Annotated in this window: 14 protein-coding genes; 11 read left to right on the top strand and 3 right to left on the bottom strand. The window is 59.3% G+C overall.

Annotated features, from left to right (window positions below; genetic code table 11):
* The first annotated feature begins 71 nt into the window (after positions 1–71).
* The 8 genes from ygfM (at position 72) to xdhC (ending at position 12,465) form a co-directional block, all read left to right on the top strand.
* On the top strand, positions 72–848 hold the full coding sequence (gene ygfM, locus AB5Y76_RS18615) for a molybdopterin-dependent oxidoreductase FAD-binding subunit (RefSeq protein WP_236382458.1): 777 nt from the start codon (positions 72–74) through the stop codon (positions 846–848).
* Positions 845–3,742 carry a molybdopterin-dependent oxidoreductase Mo/Fe-S-binding subunit gene (locus tag AB5Y76_RS18610; RefSeq protein WP_263717693.1) on the top strand — a complete coding sequence of 966 codons (2,898 nt, stop codon included), beginning with the start codon at positions 845–847 and terminating at the stop codon, positions 3,740–3,742. Before ygfM ends, AB5Y76_RS18610 begins: the two co-directional genes overlap by 4 nt.
* Before the next feature lie 95 nt (positions 3,743–3,837).
* On the top strand, positions 3,838–5,361 hold the full coding sequence (locus AB5Y76_RS18605) for a nucleobase:cation symporter-2 family protein (protein WP_263717691.1): 1,524 nt from the start codon (positions 3,838–3,840) through the stop codon (positions 5,359–5,361).
* 52 nt (positions 5,362–5,413) lie between these two features.
* Positions 5,414–6,730: a guanine deaminase gene (gene guaD / locus AB5Y76_RS18600; RefSeq protein WP_263717690.1), complete on the top strand. Its 1,317-nt coding sequence runs from the start codon at positions 5,414–5,416 to the stop codon at positions 6,728–6,730.
* 397 nt (positions 6,731–7,127) lie between these two features.
* Positions 7,128–8,429: an NCS2 family permease gene (locus tag AB5Y76_RS18595; RefSeq protein ID WP_180343373.1), complete on the top strand. Its 1,302-nt coding sequence runs from the start codon at positions 7,128–7,130 to the stop codon at positions 8,427–8,429.
* A 364-nt stretch (positions 8,430–8,793) separates the two neighbouring features.
* On the top strand, positions 8,794–11,112 hold the full coding sequence (gene xdhA / locus AB5Y76_RS18590; RefSeq protein ID WP_263717689.1) for a xanthine dehydrogenase molybdenum-binding subunit XdhA: 2,319 nt from the start codon (positions 8,794–8,796) through the stop codon (positions 11,110–11,112).
* Positions 11,105–11,983 (top strand): xanthine dehydrogenase FAD-binding subunit XdhB, encoded by an 879-nt coding sequence (xdhB, locus tag AB5Y76_RS18585; RefSeq protein WP_263717688.1) that lies wholly within the window; start codon positions 11,105–11,107, stop codon positions 11,981–11,983. Before xdhA ends, xdhB begins: the two co-directional genes overlap by 8 nt.
* On the top strand, positions 11,980–12,465 hold the full coding sequence (gene xdhC, locus AB5Y76_RS18580; protein WP_263717687.1) for a xanthine dehydrogenase iron sulfur-binding subunit XdhC: 486 nt from the start codon (positions 11,980–11,982) through the stop codon (positions 12,463–12,465). The genes xdhB and xdhC overlap by 4 nt, the downstream gene beginning before the upstream one ends.
* 115 nt (positions 12,466–12,580) lie before the next feature.
* Here the strand turns inward: xdhC and AB5Y76_RS18575 are convergent, their stop codons facing one another.
* Positions 12,581–13,120 carry a glycine zipper 2TM domain-containing protein gene (locus tag AB5Y76_RS18575; protein WP_026035120.1) on the bottom strand — a complete coding sequence of 180 codons (540 nt, stop codon included), beginning with the start codon at positions 13,118–13,120 and terminating at the stop codon, positions 12,581–12,583.
* Between the two features lie 500 nt (positions 13,121–13,620).
* Between AB5Y76_RS18575 and AB5Y76_RS18570 the strand changes: the two genes are divergently transcribed.
* On the top strand, positions 13,621–13,809 hold the full coding sequence (locus AB5Y76_RS18570) for a hypothetical protein (RefSeq protein ID WP_005345660.1): 189 nt from the start codon (positions 13,621–13,623) through the stop codon (positions 13,807–13,809).
* A gap of 62 nt (positions 13,810–13,871) precedes the next feature.
* Here AB5Y76_RS18570 and AB5Y76_RS18565 read toward each other — a convergent pair whose 3' ends face one another.
* Positions 13,872–15,398, bottom strand: coding sequence for a YfcC family protein (locus AB5Y76_RS18565; protein WP_263717686.1), 1,527 nt, complete (start codon positions 15,396–15,398; stop codon positions 13,872–13,874).
* Positions 15,399–16,064: 666 nt separating this feature from the next.
* Between AB5Y76_RS18565 and AB5Y76_RS18560 the strand changes: the two genes are divergently transcribed.
* Positions 16,065–17,687, top strand: coding sequence for an acyl-CoA synthetase (locus tag AB5Y76_RS18560; protein WP_263717685.1), 1,623 nt, complete (start codon positions 16,065–16,067; stop codon positions 17,685–17,687).
* A gap of 86 nt (positions 17,688–17,773) precedes the next feature.
* Here the strand turns inward: AB5Y76_RS18560 and AB5Y76_RS18555 are convergent, their stop codons facing one another.
* On the bottom strand, positions 17,774–19,063 hold the full coding sequence (locus AB5Y76_RS18555) for a sensor domain-containing diguanylate cyclase (protein WP_231720812.1): 1,290 nt from the start codon (positions 19,061–19,063) through the stop codon (positions 17,774–17,776).
* 363 nt (positions 19,064–19,426) lie between these two features.
* Between AB5Y76_RS18555 and AB5Y76_RS18550 the strand changes: the two genes are divergently transcribed.
* Positions 19,427–20,617, top strand: a complete 1,191-nt coding sequence (locus AB5Y76_RS18550) for a P-loop NTPase fold protein (RefSeq protein WP_368177807.1) — start codon at positions 19,427–19,429, stop codon at positions 20,615–20,617.
* Positions 20,618–20,690 lie beyond the last annotated feature (73 nt).

Raw genomic sequence — 20,690 nt, 5'->3', positions numbered from 1 at the left:
CCACAGTTTTGGACCGGATTGCCCGCCCTGTGGATTTTCCCGGCGGCGGGCAGCAAGAGTAAGGACGACACATGATTGAGCAATTCTTCCGACCCGAGCAACTGGGTCAGGCTTTGGAACTCAAGGCCAGTTTCGGCAACGACGCCGTCTACATGGGGGGCGGCAGCAAGCTTAACGCCGCCCCGACCCGCACCGACAAGAAGGTCGCTATCTCGCTGGACAAGCTGGGACTGAACCAGATTGAGCAACAGCACGGCCAGCTCCATATCGGCGCCACCGTCACCCTGCAGACCCTGAAAGATGATCCCCGCACCCCGGCCGCCCTGTGCGAGGCGCTGGGGTTTGTCTACTCCCGCCATCTGCGCAATCAGGCCACCATTGGCGGCGAAATTGCCTGCCAGCAGCAGGACTCCCCGCTGCTGCCGGTACTGCTGGTACTCGAAGCCGTGGTCGTGCTGGAGAACAACCTGCTGCAACCCATCGACGCCTATCTGGCGGGCCAGCGCAATGCCCTGGTGCTGGGGATTGTGCTGCCGGAGCCCGAACTGCGCTGCGCCACTCGCCGCATCAGCCGCAATGCCGATGGCCTGGCGGTGATGACCGCCGCGGTAGCCCTCGACAGCATTGGCGAGATGCGGGTGGCCGTCGCTGGCGTCACCCCGCAGCCGATGCGTCTGCGGGATCTGGAGCGCCGCGAACTGCACGATGCCGCGCTGGAAGCCGCCGTGAGCGAGCTGATTGCGCCCCGTGAGGATCTGGCGGGCAGCGTGAGTTACAAGCGGTATATCACGGGTGTAGTGGTGGCGGATCTGCTGGTGGACTGCCAGCAGCAGGAGGTGCAAGCATGATGGAACTCAACTTTACCCTGAATGGTGCCCTGCGCACCGTCATCTGCAAGGCCGGTGACAATGCCCAACGGGTGCTGTTCAACCAGTGCCGGATGCACTCGGTGCGCAACAGCGACGACGGCTTCGGTTTTGCCGGCTCCGACGCCATTCTCTTCAATGGCAAGGTGATCAACGCCTCCCTGCTGATCGCCGCTCAGCTGGATGGATCCGACGTGCGCACCGCCGAGTCGCTGGGCAGCTGGAACCAGCTCAGTCTGGTGCAGCAGGCGATGGTAGATGTGGGCGTGGTGCAGTCGGGCTACAACGATCCGGCTGCGGCGCTCATCGTCACCGACCTGCTTGATCGCCACCCCGAGCCCACCCGTGATCAAATCGACGATGCCCTCTCGGGCCTGTTTCACCGCGATGGCGGTTATCAGCAGTTCTATCAGGCCATCGAGCTTGCCTGCTCACGGATGAAGGATCCCGATTACCTGTGCCAGATCGCCCCGGAGTTTCGCGACGATCTGCGCCATATCGGCAAGAGCTGTCCGAAAGTGGACGCCGCCAAGATGGTGCAGGCCAAGCCCTGCTATGTGGAGGATCGGGTCACCGAGGATGCGCTGATCATCAAGATGCTGCGCAGCCCCCATCCCCATGCGGTGATCACCAAACTCGACGTGAGCCGCGCCGAGGCGCTGCCGGGGGTGGTGCATGTCATTACCCACCTCAACTGCCCGGATGTGTTTTACACCCCGGGTGGCCAGAGTGCCCCTGAGCCGTCACCGCTTGATCGCCGTATGTTCAGCCGCAAGCTGCGCCACGTAGGTGACAGGGTCGCCGCCGTGGTGGCCGAGAGTGAAGCAGTCGCGCTGGCAGCGCTGAAACTCATCGAGGTCGAGTATCAGGTGCTGCCGGCGGTCATGACTATCGATGAGGCGATGGCCCCCAATGCACCGCTGGTGCACGACGAGCCCATTGTCTACATGGCCGGTGCGCCGGCGGATCTCGAGCAGCAGAACGCCTGCTCTGTGCGTCGCGGTGACGAGCACATGATCATCAACTTCCCCATCGGCTCCCGCCCGCACGAGAACCTGGCCGCCAGCGTCCATGGCCAGATCGGCGATGTGGCCAAAGGCTTTGCCGAGGCGGACGAGATTGTCGAGCGCACCTACGAATCGACCCAGGCCCAGCAGTGCCCGACCGAGCCGCACATCTGCTTCACCTACATGGATGGGGAGCGTCTGGTCATTCACGCCTCTACCCAAGTGCCGTGGCACGTGCGCCGTCAGGTGGCGCGCATCGTCGGCATGAAGCAGCACCAGGTACATGTGATCAAGGAGCGGGTAGGGGGCGGCTTTGGCTCCAAGCAGGATATCCTGCTGGAAGAGGTATGCGCCTGGGCCACGAAAGTCACCGGCCGTCCGGTCACCTTCCGCTATACCCGTGAAGAGGAGTTCATCAGCAACACCTCCCGCCACGTGGCCAAGGTGAAGGTCAAAATAGGGGCCAAAAAAGATGGCACTATTACCGCCATCGACATGGATTTTCGCGCCAACACCGGCCCTTACGGCAACCACTCATTGACGGTGCCGAGCAACGGCCCGGCGCTCTCCCTGCCACTCTATCCGTGCGACAACGTGCGCTTTACCGTCAACACCTACTACAGCAACATCTGCCCGACTGGTGCCTATCAGGGCTACGGCGCGCCCAAGGGCAACTTCGCCCTGACCATGGCCATTGCGGAACTTGCCGAGAAACTGGGCATCGATCAGCTCGACATGGTGGAGCACAACCGGGTGCACGAAGGGGACATCCTCAAGGTGCTGGGGGCCATCGGCGAGGGCAAGATGCCCACCTCGGTGCCCCACGCGGCCAGCTGCGCCCTTGAGCCCATCCTCAAACAGGGCCGCGAGCTGATTGCCTGGGATAGCCCCAAACCCGCCGACGGGGATTGGCGCATCGGTCGTGGCGTCGCCATCATCATGCAAAAATCGGGGATCCCCGATATCGATCAGGCCAACTGCATGGTCAAGCTGGAATCTGACGGCACCTTTATCGTCCACTCCGGTGGCGCCGATATCGGCACCGGCCTCGATACCGTGGTGGCCAAGCTGACCGCCGAGGTGCTCGGTTGCCCGCTCAGCGATGTGCATGTGATCTCTGGCGACACCGACCACGCCCTGTTCGACAAGGGGGCCTACGCCTCGTCCGGTACCTGCTTCTCCGGCAATGCGGCCAAGATGGCGGCCGAGAACCTCAAGGCGAAGATCCTGTTCCACGGCGCCGCCATGCTGGGCGAGCCGGTGGAGGATGTGGAGCTTGTTCATCCGGGCATAGTGCGCGGCAAGCAGGGGGAGGTGAGCCTCGCCAAGCTGGCCCACAAGGCCGAGACAGGTACCGGCTTCGGCATTCTGGTGGGCACCGCCAGCTATATCACCTCGGAACTCGCCTTCCCGTATGGGGCCAACTTCGCCGAGGTGGCGGTCAACCTCAGAACCGGCGAGATCCGTCTCGACAAGTTCTACGCCCTGCTCGACTGCGGCACCCCCATCAACCCGGAGCTGGCCCTCGGCCAGATCTACGGGGCGACCATGCGGGCCATCGGCCACACCATGACCGAGGAGATCTGCTACGACAGCAAGGGCATCCCGCTCACCCGGGATCTGAAGAGCTATGGCGCGCCCAAGATTGGCGATATTCCACGCGATTTTCGGGCCTTCCTGGTACCGAGTGACGACAAGGTCGGCCCTTACGGCGCCAAGTCCATCTCGGAGATCGGGGTCAACGGCGCCGCGCCTGCCATCGCCACCGCCATTCACGACGCCTGCGGTGTCTGGCTGCGCAAGTGGCACTTCACGCCGGAGCAGATCCTGCGCGAGCTGGGCAAGCTGGAGCAAAACATGTCGGCATAACAAAAGAAAAGGTGTGGGGCGGGTGAAAGCTCGCCCCCAGCGCCTGACGGCGGAATGAGTACTCCGCCTACATTCTGTGTGATGGGACAAACACGATGTCTAAAACAACACGCAAGCACTCGGATCTCATTTACGAGCTGGAAGACAACCCCCCGTTTTATCAAACCCTGATGGGCGCAGTGACCCATCTGCTGGCCATTTTTGTTCCCATGGTGACCCCGGCGCTGATCGTCGGCGGCGCCCTGGGTCTCTCCACCGAGATCACCGCCTATCTGGTCTCCATGGCGATGATCGCCTCCGGTATCGGCACCTGGCTGCAGGTGAATCGTTATGGCCCCATCGGTTCGGGGCTGCTCTCCATCCAGTCGGTCAACTTCTCCTTCGTCACCGTGATGATCGCCCTCGGCGGCGCCATGAAAAAAGATGGCATCCACGAGGAGCTGATCGTCTCGACCCTGCTCGGGGTCTCCTTTGTCGGTGCCTTTCTGGTGATGGGCTCCTCCTTTGTGCTGCCCTACCTCAAGCGGGTGATCACCCCGACCGTGAGCGGGGTAGTGGTACTGATGATTGGCCTGAGCCTTATCAAGGTGGGGATCATCGACTTTGGCGGCGGCTTCTCTGCCATGAGCAGCGGCACCTTTGGCAAATACGAGAACATCGGGCTGGGGCTCTTGGTGCTCTGTGTCATCGTCGCCTTCAACTGCAGCCGAAGCCCGCTGCTGCGGATGAGCGGCATCGCCATCGGCCTGATGGTGGGCTATGCGGTGGCCCTGATGCTCGGTATGGTGGATTTCTCCGCCCTTGAGAACCTGCCGCTTATTACGGTGCCTATCCCGTTCAAGTACGGCTTCTCCTTCGACTTTCATGCCTTTATGTTGGCGGGCACCATCTATCTGTTGAGCGTGCTGGAGGCGGTGGGGGACATCACCGCCACCGCCATGGTCTCCCACCGGGATATTCAGGGCCCCGAGTTTCAAAAACGGCTCTCCGGCGGTGTGCTGGCGGACGGGTTGGTCTCGGTGATCGCCTCGGCCCTCGGCTCTTTGCCACTCACCACCTTTGCCCAGAACAACGGCGTCATTCAGATGACCGGAGTGGCGTCACGCCACGTGGGCAAGTTTATTGCCGTCATCCTGGTGCTGCTGGGGCTCTTCCCCGTAGTAGGGCGCTTCTTTACCACCATACCGTCACCTGTGATGGGGGGCGCCATGGTCATCATGTTCTCCATGATTGCCATCGCCGGTGGTCGCATCATCATCAGCCACGGTTTCGATCGGCGGGAGACCCTGATTGTCGCCACCTCGCTGGGTCTTGGGCTCGGGGTCTCCTATGACCCGAACGTCTTCAAGGTGCTGCCGGCGGGTATCTACATGCTGGTGGAGAACCCCATCTGCGCCGGCGGCATCACCGCCATCATCATGAATCTGGTGTTGCCGCAAAGCCGCAAGCGCAAGGCGGCCGTCAGGGATGCCGAGGCGGTGGAGGTGATCCAGCTGAGCGACAAGCCGGATGTGATCTTTACCGCCCGCAGCGCGGGCCAGCCATCGGCCAGCAAGGGTGAAGGGTCACCAGAGCCAGTGCCCGGGCAGGCGGTGGCGCCACAAGTGGAACGGATCTGACGGTTAAACCGGCAAAAAACGTCAACAGAACAAGAAAAACAGGGAAACGGTTATGAAAAACGACAACTCTGTCAAAGCGGTACGCGGCAGCTTCTTCGATATCACCCGGGTGGTGGATCAGCCCGAGGAGATTGAGTCCAACGCTCGTCTTATTGAGGATGGTCTGCTGATCATTCGCAACGGCTGCATCGACTGGTTCGGTGAGTGGGAGGAGGGGAAGGATCGCATTCCTGCCGAGGTGCGGGTGCGGGATTACCGCGGCAAGATGATAGTGCCGGGCTTTGTCGACACCCACATTCACTATCCCCAGAGCGAGATGGTGGGGGCCTATGGCGAACAACTGCTGGAGTGGCTCAACCGCCACACCTTCCCGGCCGAGCGGCGCTACAACGATCTCGAGTATGCCCGCGAGATGTCCACCTTCTTTATCAAGCAGTTGCTGCGCAACGGCACCACCACGGCGCTGGTGTTCGGCACCGTTCACCCCGAGTCGGTGGATGCCCTGTTCGAGGCGGCCAGTCGCATCAATATGCGGATGATCGCCGGCAAGGTGATGATGGATCGCAACGCGCCAGATTATCTGCTCGATACCGCCGAGAGCAGCTATGTGCAGAGCAAGCAGCTTATCGAACGCTGGCACGGCAATGGTCGCCTGCTCTATGCCATCACACCACGATTTGCACCCACCTCGACACCCGCGCAGCTGGCTATGGCGCGGCGACTGCGCGAAGAGTTTCCCACCACCTATCTGCACACCCATCTGTGCGAGAACAAGGATGAGATCGCCTGGGTCAAATCTCTTTTCCCGGCGCACAAGGGCTATCTCGATGTCTATCACCAGCATGGGCTCACCGGCCACAACTGCGTCTTTGCCCACTGCGTCCATCTGGAAGAGCAGGAGTGGGATTGCCTGAAGGAGACCGGCTCCACCATCGCGTTTTGCCCCACCTCGAATCTTTATCTCGGCAGCGGCCTGTTCAAGCTGCACAAGGCGTGGCGCAAGCAGGTGAAGGTGGGGATGGGCACCGACATCGGCGCGGGCACCACCTTCAATATGCTGCAGACCCTCAACGAGGCCTACAAGGTGATGCAACTGCAGGGCGAACGGCTCTCGGCCTATCAGGCTTTCTATCTGGCCACCCTGGGCGGCGCCCATTCTCTGGGGCTGGACGAGAAGATCGGCAGCTTTGCGGTGGGCAAGGAGGCGGATTTTGTGGTGCTCGACCCGGTCGCCACCCCGCTGCAGCAGCTGCGTTATGACAACTCCACCACCCTGCGGGACAAGCTCTTTGTGCTGTTGACCCTGGGGGATGACAGATCCATCTACCGCACCTATGTGGATGGCCAACTGGTGCATGAACGGGGGTAGGGGCTGGAGTGGGCTGCCGCGGCGCAGCCCCAACGAATACGGTGGCTGGCGTGCCCCACAGGGGCGCCAGTCTTGCCGCACCACAGGGGATCTCCCCGCATAGAACGTGAAATGGCCCGGTTTTTTTGACCAGCAAGGCAAACGTTTGAGTCAAGGCTGCCTGCCCTGGTCTGTCTGTAGCATCCTCTGCCTCCATCGCCTGTTTCTCATCAGACTGGCGCGAGGCAGACCCGCAGATCCTGTCGCCATTTCGTCATGGAACATTCAGGCGCGTGTGAAGGAGTTGGGTATGACCCAAGCAAACAGCAGGACAAACAGCGTGGAACAGCTGGCCAATGATGACGCCAGCCCTAGCGCAGCAAAGCAACAGCCGCTCACGGCTCTTGATCGCTACTTTATGATCAGCGAGCGGGGCAGCAATGTCAGACAGGAGGTGCTGGCGGGCCTCACCACCTTCCTTGCCATGGTCTACTCGGTGATCGTGGTGCCGAGCATGCTCGGCAAGGCGGGCTTTCCCCCCGGCGCCGTGTTTGTCGCCACCTGTCTGGTGGCGGGTTTCGGTTCGCTCTTGATGGGGCTCTGGGCCAAGCTGCCGATGGCCATCGGCTGCGCTATTTCCCTCACGGCGTTTACTGCCTTCAGTCTGGTGCTGGGGCAGCAGATCCCCATTCCGGTGGCGTTGGGGGCCGTCTTCCTGATGGGGGTGCTGTTTACCGCCATCTCGGTGACCGGGGTGCGTAGCTGGATCCTCGACAACCTGCCGATGGGGATTGCCCACGGCACCGGCATCGGGATTGGTCTCTTCTTGCTGCTTATCGCCGCCAACGGGGTGGGGCTGGTGATCAAGAACCCGCTGGAGGGGCTGCCGGTGGCGCTGGGAGCCTTTACTTCTATGCCGGTCATTATGTCCCTGATCGGCCTTGCGGTGATCTTCGGGCTGGAGAAGCTGAGAGTACCGGGCGGGATCCTGCTGGTGATCATCGCCATCTCCATCTTCGGCCTTATCTTCGATCCGGCGGTGAAGTATCAGGGATTGTTCGCCCTGCCGAGCCTTTCGGACGATCAGGGCAAGTCCCTCATATTCAGTCTGGACATCATGGGGGCCCTCTCGCCGCTGGTGCTGCCCAGCGTGCTGGCGCTGGTGATGACGGCGGTATTCGATGCCACCGGCACCATCCGCGCCGTGGCGGGGCAGGCCAACCTGCTCGATAAGGATGGTCACATCATCAACAGCGGCAAGGCGCTCAGTGCCGACTCGGTCAGCAGCATCTTCTCCAGTCTGGTGGGGGCGGCCCCGGCTGCCGTCTACATCGAATCGGCGGCGGGCACGGCGGCGGGGGGCAAAACCGGCCTCACCGCGACTGTGGTTGGCGGCCTGTTCCTGCTGATGCTGTTCCTCTCGCCGCTCTCCTATCTGGTGCCCGCCTATGCCACTGCACCGGCCCTGATGTATGTGGGGCTCTTGATGCTGAGCAACGTCACCAAGCTCGATTTCGATGACTTTGTCGGGGCCATGTCCGGGCTGGTGTGCGCCGTCTTTATCGTGCTCACCTGCAATATCGTCACTGGCATCATGCTCGGCTTCAGCTCGCTGGTGATCGGCCGCATCTGCTCGAAGGAGTGGCACAAACTCAACGTCGGCACCGTGGTCATCGCCCTGGCGCTGGTGCTCTTTTATGCTGGGGGGTGGGCTATTTAGGGATAACCCGCCCGTTTGGGGTCGCTCTGGCGGCCCCATTTTTATATCTGCGGGGCTCTGATCGTCAACGCTGGTTACCATGCCTTAGCCGCTGGTGCCATCGCGATACCATTTTGATAAATCCACCTACCAGATTGATAGGCTCCCACCCTTGCTCTCCTCGCTCTGCCGCTTTTTTCACCGCAGATGTGCCCCGTTTGCTCAGGGGCTGCCCTTGGCTTGTCGCTGCGGGCCAACAAAAGCGGGCTAGATGGGATCCCCTTCACACTTCTCCCCATTCTCCTGACGATGGCGGGAAACAGGCGCATATCTTGCTGTTTTTTATGCCGGTTCCAGATTTTTCCATTCGAAAAAGGACTTGCATATGTCCATAGGATTACCGCTCAAGCGGGTGGATGCCGAGGCCAAGGTGACCGGCAGCGCCCGCTATACCGATGACAACATCATGCTCGGGATGCGCCACGCCAAGTACGTGCGCAGCAATATCGCCCACGGCAAGGTGCTTGCCATCGATGCGACCGAGGCGCTGGCCCTGCACGGGGTCGAAGCCGTGTTTACCCATGAAGATGTGCCCACCACCTGTTTTCGCACCGCCGGTCACGCCTGGTCTCTCGATGAGGCGAAACGGGATGTGAAAGACCGGCGTCTGCTCACCGACCATGTACGCCACTTTGGCGATGGGGTCGCCATAGTCGTGGCGCGCGATCCGCTGGTGGCCGAAAAAGCGGCTGCGCTAGTCAAGGTGACCTACGAGCCGCTACCGGTGATGACGGATGCCGAAAGTGCGCTGGCCGAGGATGCTTATCCCATCCATCCGAATGGCAACCTGCTGCGGCAAAGCCAGATCCGGGCGGGTGAGCCGGAACAGGCAATCGCAACAGCGGATCTGCAGTTCAAGGGGCACTATCAGACGCCGGTGGTACAGCATTGCCATCTGGAAACGGTGACCTGCTACGCCTACATGGATCAGCCGGACCACATCATCGTCGTCAGCAGCACCCAGATCCCCCAGATTGTGCGTAGCCGGGTAGCCAAATCCCTCGGTCTGCCCTGGTCGAGCGTGCGGGTGATCAAGCCCTACATGGGCGGCGGCTTTGGCAACAAGCAGGATGTGCTGGAAGAGCCGATGGCGGCGTTTCTGAGCTACAAGCTCGGCGGCGTGCCGGTCAAGGTGACCTTGAGCCGGGAAGAGTGCTTTTTTGCCTCCCGCACCCGCCACGGCTTTGCCATCGATGGCAAGATGGGCCTCAACCGCGACGGCACCCTCAAGGGCTATCAGCTCGACGTACTCTCCAACACCGGCGGCTATGCCTCTCACGGCCACTCCATCGCCAGTGCCGGTGGCAACAAGATCAGCTACCTCTATCCACGCAGCGCCTTCGGCTATGACGCCAAAACCTTCTACAGCAACCTGCCCACCGCCGGTGCCATGCGCGGTTACGGCGCGCCGCAGGTGATCTTTGCCCTCGAGTGCATGCTGGATGACGCCTGCGCCGAGTTGGGGCTGGATCCGCTTGATGTGCGGATCGCCAACGTGGCGCGCGAGGGGGACGTCAATCAGGTCAACCAGAAGACCATCTACAGCGCCGGGCTGCCAGACTGCCTGCTGCGTGGCCGCGAGATGTTCGAGTGGGATCGGCTCAAGGCCGAATGCTTGGCACAGGATCCGGCAAGCCGGGTGCGGCGCGGCATTGGGGTGGCCTGTTTCAGTTACGGCTCCAACACCTATCCGGTGGGGGTCGAAATTGCTGGTGCCCGCATGCTGCTCAATCAGGATGGCACCGTCAATCTGCAGATCGGCGCCACCGAGATAGGGCAGGGATCGGATACCGTCTTTGCCCAGATGGCAGCCCAGACGTTGGGCATTCCGTTTGAGCAGATCCGGGTCATTTCGACCCAGGATACCGACATTACCGCCTATGATCCGGGCTCGTTCGCCTCGCGCCAGAGTTATGTGGCGGCGCCTGCCATCCATCAGGCGGCGCTGCAACTGCGGGCCCGCATTTTGTCGCTGGCGGCCCAGCTCTGCCATCAGGATGTAGGGTCGCTGACCCTGATCGACGGCTACGTCGTGCTGGCCGGTGCGCCGGACAAGGTGCTGATCAGCGTGGCCGAGGTGTCGGTCAACGCCTACTACCACCTCACCATCGGTGGCCAGATCACCTCCGAGGTCTCCCACAAGACCACCACCAACCCGCCGAGTTTCGGCTGTACCTTTGTCGATCTCAGCGTCGATATCGATCTCTGCAAGGTAACCATCAATCGCATCATCAACCTGCACGATGCGGGCAAGATCCTCAACCCGCAGCTGGCAGAGGGGCAGGTGCATGGCGGCATGGGGATGGGGATCGGCTGGTCCCTGTTCGAGGAGATGATCATCGACGCCAAAACTGGCGTAGTGCGCAACCCCAACCTGCTCGACTACAAGTTCCCCACCATGCTGGATTTGCCGGAGCTTGAATGCGACTTCGTACAGACCTATGAACCCCAGTCGGTCTATGGCCACAAATCACTGGGGGAACCGCCCATCATCTCGCCTGGCCCCGCTATCCGTAACGCCATTCGCATGGCGACCGGAGTGGCCATCAACGAGCTGCCCATCACCCCCAAAACCCTGTTCCGGGAGTTTGTCGCGGCGGGTTTGATTGGCGAGGGATCAGGGGAGGAGCAACACCATGTTTGATATTGCCCGTTACTACAAGGCGCACAACGTGGCTGAGGCGGTCGCCCTGCGTCAGGCCGACCCCGAGGCGCGCCTCTTGGCCGGTGGCACCGATGTGATGATCCAGCTGCATCACCTCAACGCCGCCTATCGCCATATCGTCGATATTCACGACTTGCCCGAACTCAAAGGGGTGAGCGAGCTGGCTGACGGTTCTATCCGCATCGGCTCCGGCACCACTTTTACCGAGCTCATCGAGAACGAACTGGTGCAGCGCCGCCTGCCGATGCTGGCCGAGGCGGCCGCTACCATCGCCGGCCCGCAGATCCGCAACGTCGCCACCTATGGCGGCAACATCTGTAACGGCGCCACCAGTGCCGACTCGGCGGCGCCTACCGTCGCGCTGGAAGCCGAACTGGAAATCGCCGGCCCCAATGGTACCCGCCGCATCCCCATCGCCGGCTTTCACACCGGCCCGGGCAAGGTGGCGCTGCAACCGGCGGAGATCCTGGTAGCATTTCACTTTGCGCCGGATTCTCACCCCCATGTGGGCTCCCACTACTTCAAATACGCCATGCGCGATGCCATGGATATCGCCACCATCGGCTGCGCCGCCTACTGCCAGATTGAGAATGGCCACTTCAAGGGGCTGCGGCTGGCCTACGGGGTGGCGGCCCCGACCCCGATCCGAACGCCGCACGCGGAAGCTGCGGCCGAAGGGCAACCCCTGAATCGCGCCACACTGGCCGCCATTGCCGAGGCGGTGGTGGCCGATGTGGCGCCGCGCTCCTCCTGGCGGGCGGAGAAGGAGTTTCGCCTGCACCTTATCAAAACCCTGGCGCAGCGGGTGGTCGCCTGCGCAGTCGAACGTGCCGGAGGGAAGATCCTATGATGCAACCGCAAAGCTGTCCCGCCGTGGAGATCCAGTGCGAGATCAACGGCAAGCCTTACTCCTATGCAGTGCCGCCCACCATGTCGCTGCTCCACTTCCTGCGCGGGCAGGGGCTGATCAGTGTGAAAGAGGGGTGCAGTGTGGGTGAGTGCGGCGCCTGTACCGTGCGGGTGAATGGCACTGCCATCGACAGCTGCCTCTATCTGGCGGTCTGGGCCGATGGCAAATCCATTCGCACCGTGGAGGGGGAGCGCAAAGGCAATGCGCTTTCCGACGTGCAGCAGGCCTTTATCGACGAGGGGGCGGTGCAGTGCGGTTTTTGCACGCCTGGTCTTGTGATGGCGAGCGCCGCCCTGCTCGACAAGACCGAGCGCCGTCCGCTGACCGATGCGGAGATCCGCCGCGGGCTGTCGGGCAACCTCTGCCGCTGTACCGGTTATCAGAACGTGGTACGGGCGGTGAAGAAGTGTTGCAAAGGGTGATAGTTCGGGTGCCGTGAGTGGTGCGTGCTGTTGTTTGAAAAAGGAAACAAGCCGCCCAAAAACACAGGCCCGCCTCGAGAGAGGCGGGCCTGCTGCTGAGTGGGGCCAGGAGACATCACACTTTTGGCTGGTCGATCACCAATTTGCCATCCTTGACCGGAATGGTTGCACCGGGGGCTTGCTTCATGCGGATCACCCCCTCCTGACCGGCGAGGCGATAGGTCACGTCATAACCAATGGTGTTGACGCTCGTATCCTGCACGGTTTTGCAGCGCTGCTCGGTGGTGGTGTAGGTATCGCCCGCCTGCATATTGCCCTGCACCTGATTGCCGGCATAGCCCCCCGCGACCGCCCCGGCTGCGGTGGCCACCTTCTTGCCGCTGCCGCCGCCAAACTGGTGGCCGACCACGCCACCCAGCGCTGCGCCCACCACGGTGCCGAGGATCTTGTGCTCATCCTGTACCGGCTTGCGGTGAGTCACGGTGACGTTGCGACACTCCTGGCGGGGAGTCTTGATGGTCTCGGTGATCGGCTTGCTGGCGATCACCTCGGCAAAGGTGGGCTGGGGTGTAAAGAGGGAGCCGCTGGCCGCCGCCGAGAGCGCCAGGGCCGAGGCGATGCCAATACCGATACCTGCCATCATGGATCTGTTCATCTTGTTGTTCTCCTGCATACCCATACGGGCTGTTCCAATCTGGCGCCATCTTGTCATAACCGGTTGGCCGGACAAGGCGAGGGGGATGGGCCTGCGACAGGCGCTGGCAAGGTCAAAAAATAGCCACCACAAAAAAGTGTCTGACTTTGGCGACAACGAACTAAAAGTGACCAGTTTCCGGCGCATGGCGGGCTTTGCTTGTGTGATAAGGAGCAATTCGAGTCGCAATTTGCAAGGCGGGCGGTGAGCAGAATGCCAGAGTGGCAAAGTGCTGACGGGGACAGGTCAAGGGAGGCCTTGAGCAAGGGCTCTGTTCGTTGAGATGGCCACGCAAGTGGTTGATAAATGGCTCCAGCCCCATCGGATGTTAGCCGATAAGAGATCACGGCAAGCATTTTGCTTTGATTGGGTGAAGCAGAGGGTGAACGGGTCGGCAGACAACTGCGTAAGACCGAGATAAAGATGTTCACCCGAGATCACCGGATCAACGAGGGGGAGATATGTCAATGTTACCCAGCTGGATCACCCCGGCCATCCAGGCCAACATCATCACGGTCCAGCAGGCCGAACGCCTGCTCTCATCCCTCTACCGACCCCTGGCCGAGCAGGGAGAGGAGCTTCCCGCCGATATCGCCGACATCAGCCTTAAACTCTACTGCTTCCGCCAGCAGGGGCGGGTGCGCCACTAAGGCTGACAAAAGAACACCCCGCGCCAGGCACGGGGTGTTGTCACTCATGTATCACAGGCCCATCAGGCCAACATCACTTGCGCCACCAGCATCAGGGCGCCAAATCCCAGCACAAAGCCCACCATGGGCAGCACGAACTTGACCCACTTGTTGAACTGGATGCCGAGCATCTGCAGAGTGACCAGCACCAGTCCGGTGGGGGCCAGGAACAGCATGGCGTATTGGCCCCAGTTGTAGGCCGACACCACGATATAGCGGGGGATCATCACAGTATCCGCCAGCGGCGCCATGATGGGCATGGAGAGCACCGCGAGCCCCGAGGAGGAGGGCACCACCAGCCCCAGCAGGGTGAACACCAGCATCTGCGCCACCGCGAACACGGCGCCGTGCATGCCGGAGACCAGATCGGAGGCGTAGGCCAGAATGGTGTCCGAGATCATCCCCTGATCCAGCACCAGATTGACCCCCCGTGCCAGCCCGATGATGAGCGAGACGGCTACCAGCTCCGACGCCCCCTGAGTGAAGGCCTCGACCGCCTCTTTCTCTTTGAGACCCGAGATAAAAATGATGATGATGGCGATGGTCAGGAAGGAGGCTGCCATCTGCGGAAACCACCAACCGGCCATGGAGACGCCCCACACCATCAGCGGGAAGGCGAGGATAAACAGGGTCAGAATGATCTTGCGGCGCAGGGTGAAGGGCACCCCTTCGTCCATAGAGCCCTCTTTGAGAAAACGGGCGCGAAAACTCTCTCTGTCCTCATAGGTGTAGGAGAAGGCTGGATTGGCCTTGATCTTCTTGCAGTACCAGTAGAGATAGCCGATCACCACCAGGGTGCCCACCAGACAGCCAATGGCGCGAAAGATCAGCCCCTCGGTAAAGGGAATGCCGGCGGCATTGGAGGCGATCACCACTGAGAAGGGATTGATGGTGGAGAAGGTGGTTCCCATGGAGGCGGCGAGGAAGATGGCCCCAACGCAGACGATGGAGTCATAGCCGAGCGCCAGAAAGATGGGCACCAGTATGGGGTAGAAGGCGACCGCCTCTTCCTCCAGTCCGCAGGTGGTGCCTCCCAGCGCCATCACGAAGCAGACCAGCGCCACAAACAGGAACTCGTTGCCCCGGGTCTTGTGTGAGAGGGCGACAAGCCCCGCAATGAAGGCACCTGTCTTGTTGATGACGCCGATCAGCCCCCCGAGCACCAGAATAAAGACGATGATATCCGCCCCCTCTATGGTGCCCTTGACCATGCTGACTGCCACGTCACCGAACCCCTTGGGCGCTTGTTCCAGCCGTGCATAGGTGCCGGGAATGGCGATGGGCTTGCGGATGGTGCCGTTGGTAAATTGCTCCACCGCAATATTGATATTGAGTTTTGCCAGGGCATCCTGGGTTGCGGGAAGTCTGCTTATTTCCCCCTGTGGACTATTGACCATCAGGCTTTCACTGGCCGGATTATAAGAGAGCTTGGCATAGGCACCCGCCGGAATTATCCAGGTCAGCGCTATGGCCAGCAACATAATAAGAAACAGAATGGTAAATGCAGTAGGGAATTGTCTGCATGGTGTGGTATTCGGCACGGCACACATAAAATGCTCCTTGATAAAGCAGGTTTGGGCTCGGCGGAATATCGGGTCGATAGGGTTTCTGCGTCATACATCCAAGGTACGCAAACTCACTGTGGATTGCGTAGTGATTGGCGAGAAATCTGGCCTGATATTGAACATCCGGTAGATTGTTTCACGCTGTAACCGTAACCCGTGTGTGGCTGAATGAACATGGTGCCATGCTCGCTTTATGGGATGGCTCACAAAATTTATTTTCCATGGATTTAACAGCTGATATTAAATAAAAGTTATTATGCAATAACTATTTCAGCTTTCGTTTTACGCTGTTTGCCTTAAATAAAGGTCATGAAAATAGTGCGTACCGAGATGAATGGAATGACATATAAAGCAGCTTTGGTAGAATAATATTCCACCATCGTCATTTTTCGTTATTCGCCAAAAACAGCCTGTGAAAAAAATGGCACGTTTTCCCGTAATGAAATATTTTTTTGCAACGAAAACAGGGGCCCCTGTTGGCAGCAGGCTGCCTCTGTCTAAGACGTTTTGCTAATACCTGCCGCCACAGGCTCACTGTTAGGCTGTCATCCCCATAAGAGACCAGTGACGGGCAGGATGCCCATGTCGCTTGCAGCTCTCTGAATCATCCCGAAACTGCCCGTTTTGTGCCACTTGTGAGGAAGGAATCCGATGACAGTGCAGAACATCTATGAGCGCAACCTTGCCAAAACCGCCGCCAATTTCGAGGCCCTGACCCCCATCAGCTTTTTGGGGCGGGCGGAGCGGGTCTATCCCGACTATCCGGCGCTGATCCACGGCCCGCTGCGCCAGAGCTGGGGCGAGACCGCCCGCCGTTGCCGCCAGCTGGCCTCGGCCCTGCGGCTGCGCGGTATCGGGGAGGGGGATACCGTCTCCATCGTCGCGCCCAATATCCCGGCGATGTTTGAAGCACACTTCGGGGTGCCCATGAGCGGCGCTGTGCTCAACACCATTAATACCCGGCTCGATGCCGAGTCGATGGCCTTTATCTTCCAGCATGCCCAGAGCAAGGTGGTGCTGGTGGACAGGGAGTTTGGCGCCGTGGTGCGCAAGGCACTGGATCTGCTGGAGCGCCAACCGCTGGTTATCGCCATCGACGATCCCCTTTACCGGGAAGGGGCGCTTGTCAGTGAACTGACCTATGAGGCCTTTATTGCCACTGGTAACGGCGATGAACCCGGCTGGTTGCCAGAGGATGAGTGGCAGGCCATCTCCCTTAACTACACCTCCGGCACTACCGGCAACCCCAAGGGTGTGGTCTATCACCATCGCGGCGCCCACCTCAACGCCATCAACAACGTACTCTCCTGGGAGCTGCCCAAACATCCCGTCTACCTCTGGACATTGCCGATGTTTCACTGCAACGGCTGGTGTTTCCCCTGGACGCTGGCGGCCACCGCCGGGGTGAGCGTCTGCCTGCGCCATGTGCAGGCCGCCGCCATTTATGAGGCGCTGCACGAGCACAAGGTGAGCCACTTCTGCGCAGCGCCCATCGTGCTCAATATGCTCAACAATGCCGATCCGGCGCTCAAGCAGGGGCTGGATCACCCCATCAAGGTGATGACCGCCGGCGCTGCGCCCCCCGCCACCGTGATCGCCGGCATGGAGGCGATGGGGATCGCCGTGACCCACGTCTATGGCCTGACCGAAACCTATGGCCCCTGCGTGTTGTGCGAACCGCAAAGAAGCTGGCAAGGTCAGGATGCCACTGCGCTCTCCCGCCTCAAGGCGCGGCAGGGGGTTGCGTCGCCTCTGCAGGGGGAGATGCGGGTTATCAATCCGGTCACTGGCGAGCCGGTGGCCAAAGATGGCAAAACCATGGGAGAAATAGTGCTGCGCGGTAATGTGGTGATGAAGGGCTATCTGAAGAATCCGGCGGCCAGCGCCGAGGCGATGGCGGAGGGGTGGTTTCGCAGTGGCGATCTGGCGGTGTGGCACCCGGACGGTTATGTGGAGATCAAGGACAGATCCAAGGACATCATCATCTCCGGCGGGGAGAATATCTCCAGTTTGGAGGTGGAAGATGTGCTCTATCGCCATCCCGATGTGGACGAAGCGGCGGTGATCGCCATGCCCGATGAGAAGTGGGGGGAGGTGCCCTGCGCCTTCGTGAAATTAAAAGAGGGGCGAGAGACCACCCAGGCGGAGTTGATCGCCTTTTGCCGGGAGCAGATGGCCCACTTCAAGGCCCCCAAACGCATCATCTTCACCCCGCTGCCGAAAACCTCGACCGGCAAGGTGCAAAAATTCGTGCTGCGCAAACAGCTGGGTTAGCAGTCTGTTCATAAGGAGCCAGCACAGACTTTCATAGAAGGGAGATTCGAGGGAGTTGGAGGGCTGCTGGCCCTCCCGTTGTATGGCTAGGGTGCCTTGCAGGCGACGCAGTTGCGGCCGCTCTGTTTAGCCTGATAGAGCATCTGATCGGCGCGGGCGTAGAGGCTCTCCATCAGCTCCCCTTCGCCATTTTCCACCAGTCCGGCGCTGATGGTGATGACCAGCTTATCTCCATCGGGCAGGGGGAGTGGGCTTTGCATCACCTGCAGGCGCAGCCGCTCGGCCAGGGATGCGGCGGCCAAGAGGGTGGTGTTGGGCAGCAAGATGGCAAACTCGTCACCGCCGATGCGAGCCAGCACATCTTCGCTGCGCAGCACCGATTGCATCACCCTGCCCAGATGCACCAGCGCGCTATCCCCCAGGGGATGGCCGAAGCGATCGTTGATGCACTTGAACTGATCCACATCCAGCACCATCAGCACCGAGGTAAGGTGGTGGCGCATATCAAGACTGAGGTTCTTCTCGCACATCTCGAAAAAGAAACGGCGGTTGTAGAGACCGGTGAGGCCATCGCGCACCGACTGTTGGTGCAGCTGCTCCTTGAGCTGGTGCAGTTCGGTAATGTCGGAGGAGATACCGATCAGGGTGGGGGTGCCATCCCCCAGCAGAAAGGGCACCTTGACCGACCAATAGTAGTGCTGATTTCCCTCGGGATCGGTCAGCATCTCTTCCCCGGCTTGCAGCTCGCCGGTTTCGAATACCCGGTTGTCCAGCCGCCACAGCTGGCAGGCGCTGGCAGCCGGGATCACCTCGTCATCGCGCCGGTTGATGATCTGCTCGGCAGGAAGGCCCAGCAGATCGGCGACCTTTTGATTGACGTAGAGAAAGCGGTGCAGGCTGTCCTTCATATAGATATGGGCATCCACATTGGCGAGGATGATTTCCAGCAGTTGATGCTGCTCCGCCATGCGGGCCTCAATCAGCTTGTGTTCGGTGATATCGGTGGAGATGCCGCACAGGCCGATCAGGTTGCCATCCTTGTCATGGATGGGCTTTTTAACGGTCCAGTAGCAGCGCTTTTCCCCGGTGGATTTGAGGTAGTTGATCTCCTCCTGGGCGATGGCGAGTTGTTGCTCCATTACCAACCGGTCGTTGCGTTGAATGGTGTCGGAGAATTCGAGATCAAAAAAGGCCCGATCATCCTGCCCCTGCAACTCGGCGAGGGTGCAACCAAAGAGATCCAGCACCGCCTGATTGGCATAGGTGTAACGGCCCGCCAGATCCTTGGTAAACATGTAGGCGTCCGTCTCGTTGAAGATGGCTTTGAGGTGATCCAGCTCATGCTGTAACTGGATAGAGAAGGGTTCATCCTTCATGGGGCTAGCCATCCTTGGGTCGCTACGATGGGTCGGTTGAACAAGACGCGCAACAGAGATCAACAGCTTTAAATAAAGCACCGAACAGGTCAGGTTTCGCGTTTATTTCCGCAAGTTCTGCGCCATGTCACACGGTTGTCATCGTTGTCGAGCTCAAAGGCAATCAACCGAGTCTGTGGTTGTGCAGATCACCCTGTTCCCCCCTTTATCGGCCCGGCATTATTGGTTAGCAGCAGAGAAATTAATCAGCAATCAAATACGCCACTCCGAGCGGCAGAAAGGGCAACAAACAGGTCTTTAATCAAACTATTTTCACTGTGCCCCTGATATCATCCTCAGCAACGCAATATGGAGAGATACGAGATGGCAGTGGCACCGTTTAATTGGGATGACGCAGTTCAGTGGGACGGGCCGGGGGCCATTGCGGGTAGCGAAGAGATCTTGAGTGCCGATCGGCTGGAACGCGCTCGCTATGCCGAGTTTCTGACCAACTACCTCGCCGCCGAAGGCAAGCAACGCAACTATGTGCTTAACCTCAATGCCGAATGGGGGGCGGGTAAAACCTGGTTTATCAAACGCTGGTATATGGAGCTCAAAGCGCACTATCCCACCGTCTATATCGATGCCTGGCAGCAGGACTTTTCCGACGATCCTTTATTGACGGTTATTTCGTCGATTATCGACCAGTTAAAAATGATTGCGGGAAAAGCAAACCCGATTCCAGAAGGAATGCGTCAGCGGCTGCTGGGATTATTTAAAGTGGGCGGCAAACTGGCATTGAAAGCGGCAATCAAGAAGGCTGGATTGGAAGAAGATGATTTTTCTCTGGAAGGGGATGATGCCAATCAGCTGGTAGATGCCTTATGCAGTAATCAGAAAGAGCGTTATGAATCTATCCAGTATCTTAAACAAGAGATACGGCAATGGGTGGAAGGGGCTGTTGGATTAGGTAATGGAGAGCTTGATTATCCCGCATTTATTTTGATTGATGAGCTGGATCGTTGTCGTCCTTCCTATGCTGTGGAAATGCTGGAGACTATCAAGCATATCTTTGATATTCCTAGGGTGGTATTTGTGCTGGCAACAGATACCGAGCAGTTGCAGCATGCTATAAAGGTAGTTTATGGGGAAGGGTTTGATGCGCAAAATTATTTAGGTCGATTCTTTATACGCCGCTTTACGCTAAAAAACATATCTCGCCATGAATTCATTACATGCTTGCTAACTTGGGATGAATCGTTATCATTGTCTACTAGCATATGGCCTATCCTTACAAAGTCACATATATTAATAAATATAATATCATCGGTAAGTGACTACTTGTCGTTAAACCTGAGGCAGACTGAGCAGCTTGTAGATAGAGTTATTGCCGTTATCAAAGGTTTATTAAAAGAAAATGTAAATATAGGAAGTATAAATTTAGTGTTTTTAGTCTATCTTTTTGCATTGTATGAGCGTGATTATGATCTTTATCTACAGGTTTCTTCTTGTCGCATAGCTAGAGCTGGTGGTACAGATTCTATAGAGGCTCAACTAAATAACTGTTCCGAATAGTAGATCACTGGAGGAAGGGAACTCAGTCCAGTTTGTGCGATCTGATTAGTCGCCAAACAAAACAAGCCACACC

This window comes from Aeromonas sp. R1-2 (assembly GCF_040908505.1).
GTDB lineage: Bacteria > Pseudomonadota > Gammaproteobacteria > Enterobacterales > Aeromonadaceae > Aeromonas > Aeromonas veronii.
Note: the sequence above shows the minus strand (reverse complement) of the source record. Positions and strands in the feature narration are given on the sequence as shown.

Excerpts from the sequence above, each read along its gene's own strand:
- ygfM (WP_236382458.1), top strand. The coding sequence starts at position 72 with ATGATTGAGCAATTCTTCCGACCCGAGCAACTGGGTCAGGCTTTGGAA.
- AB5Y76_RS18610 (WP_263717693.1), top strand. The coding sequence starts at position 845 with ATGATGGAACTCAACTTTACCCTGAATGGTGCCCTGCGCACCGTCATC.
- AB5Y76_RS18605 (WP_263717691.1), top strand. The coding sequence starts at position 3,838 with ATGTCTAAAACAACACGCAAGCACTCGGATCTCATTTACGAGCTGGAA.
- guaD (WP_263717690.1), top strand. The coding sequence starts at position 5,414 with ATGAAAAACGACAACTCTGTCAAAGCGGTACGCGGCAGCTTCTTCGAT.
- AB5Y76_RS18595 (WP_180343373.1), top strand. The coding sequence starts at position 7,128 with ATGATCAGCGAGCGGGGCAGCAATGTCAGACAGGAGGTGCTGGCGGGC.
- xdhA (WP_263717689.1), top strand. The coding sequence starts at position 8,794 with ATGTCCATAGGATTACCGCTCAAGCGGGTGGATGCCGAGGCCAAGGTG.
- xdhB (WP_263717688.1), top strand. The coding sequence starts at position 11,105 with ATGTTTGATATTGCCCGTTACTACAAGGCGCACAACGTGGCTGAGGCG.
- xdhC (WP_263717687.1), top strand. The coding sequence starts at position 11,980 with ATGATGCAACCGCAAAGCTGTCCCGCCGTGGAGATCCAGTGCGAGATC.
- AB5Y76_RS18575 (WP_026035120.1), bottom strand. The coding sequence starts at position 13,120 with ATGAACAGATCCATGATGGCAGGTATCGGTATTGGCATCGCCTCGGCC.
- AB5Y76_RS18570 (WP_005345660.1), top strand. The coding sequence starts at position 13,621 with ATGTCAATGTTACCCAGCTGGATCACCCCGGCCATCCAGGCCAACATC.
- AB5Y76_RS18565 (WP_263717686.1), bottom strand. The coding sequence starts at position 15,398 with ATGTGTGCCGTGCCGAATACCACACCATGCAGACAATTCCCTACTGCA.
- AB5Y76_RS18560 (WP_263717685.1), top strand. The coding sequence starts at position 16,065 with ATGACAGTGCAGAACATCTATGAGCGCAACCTTGCCAAAACCGCCGCC.
- AB5Y76_RS18555 (WP_231720812.1), bottom strand. The coding sequence starts at position 19,063 with ATGAAGGATGAACCCTTCTCTATCCAGTTACAGCATGAGCTGGATCAC.
- AB5Y76_RS18550 (WP_368177807.1), top strand. The coding sequence starts at position 19,427 with ATGGCAGTGGCACCGTTTAATTGGGATGACGCAGTTCAGTGGGACGGG.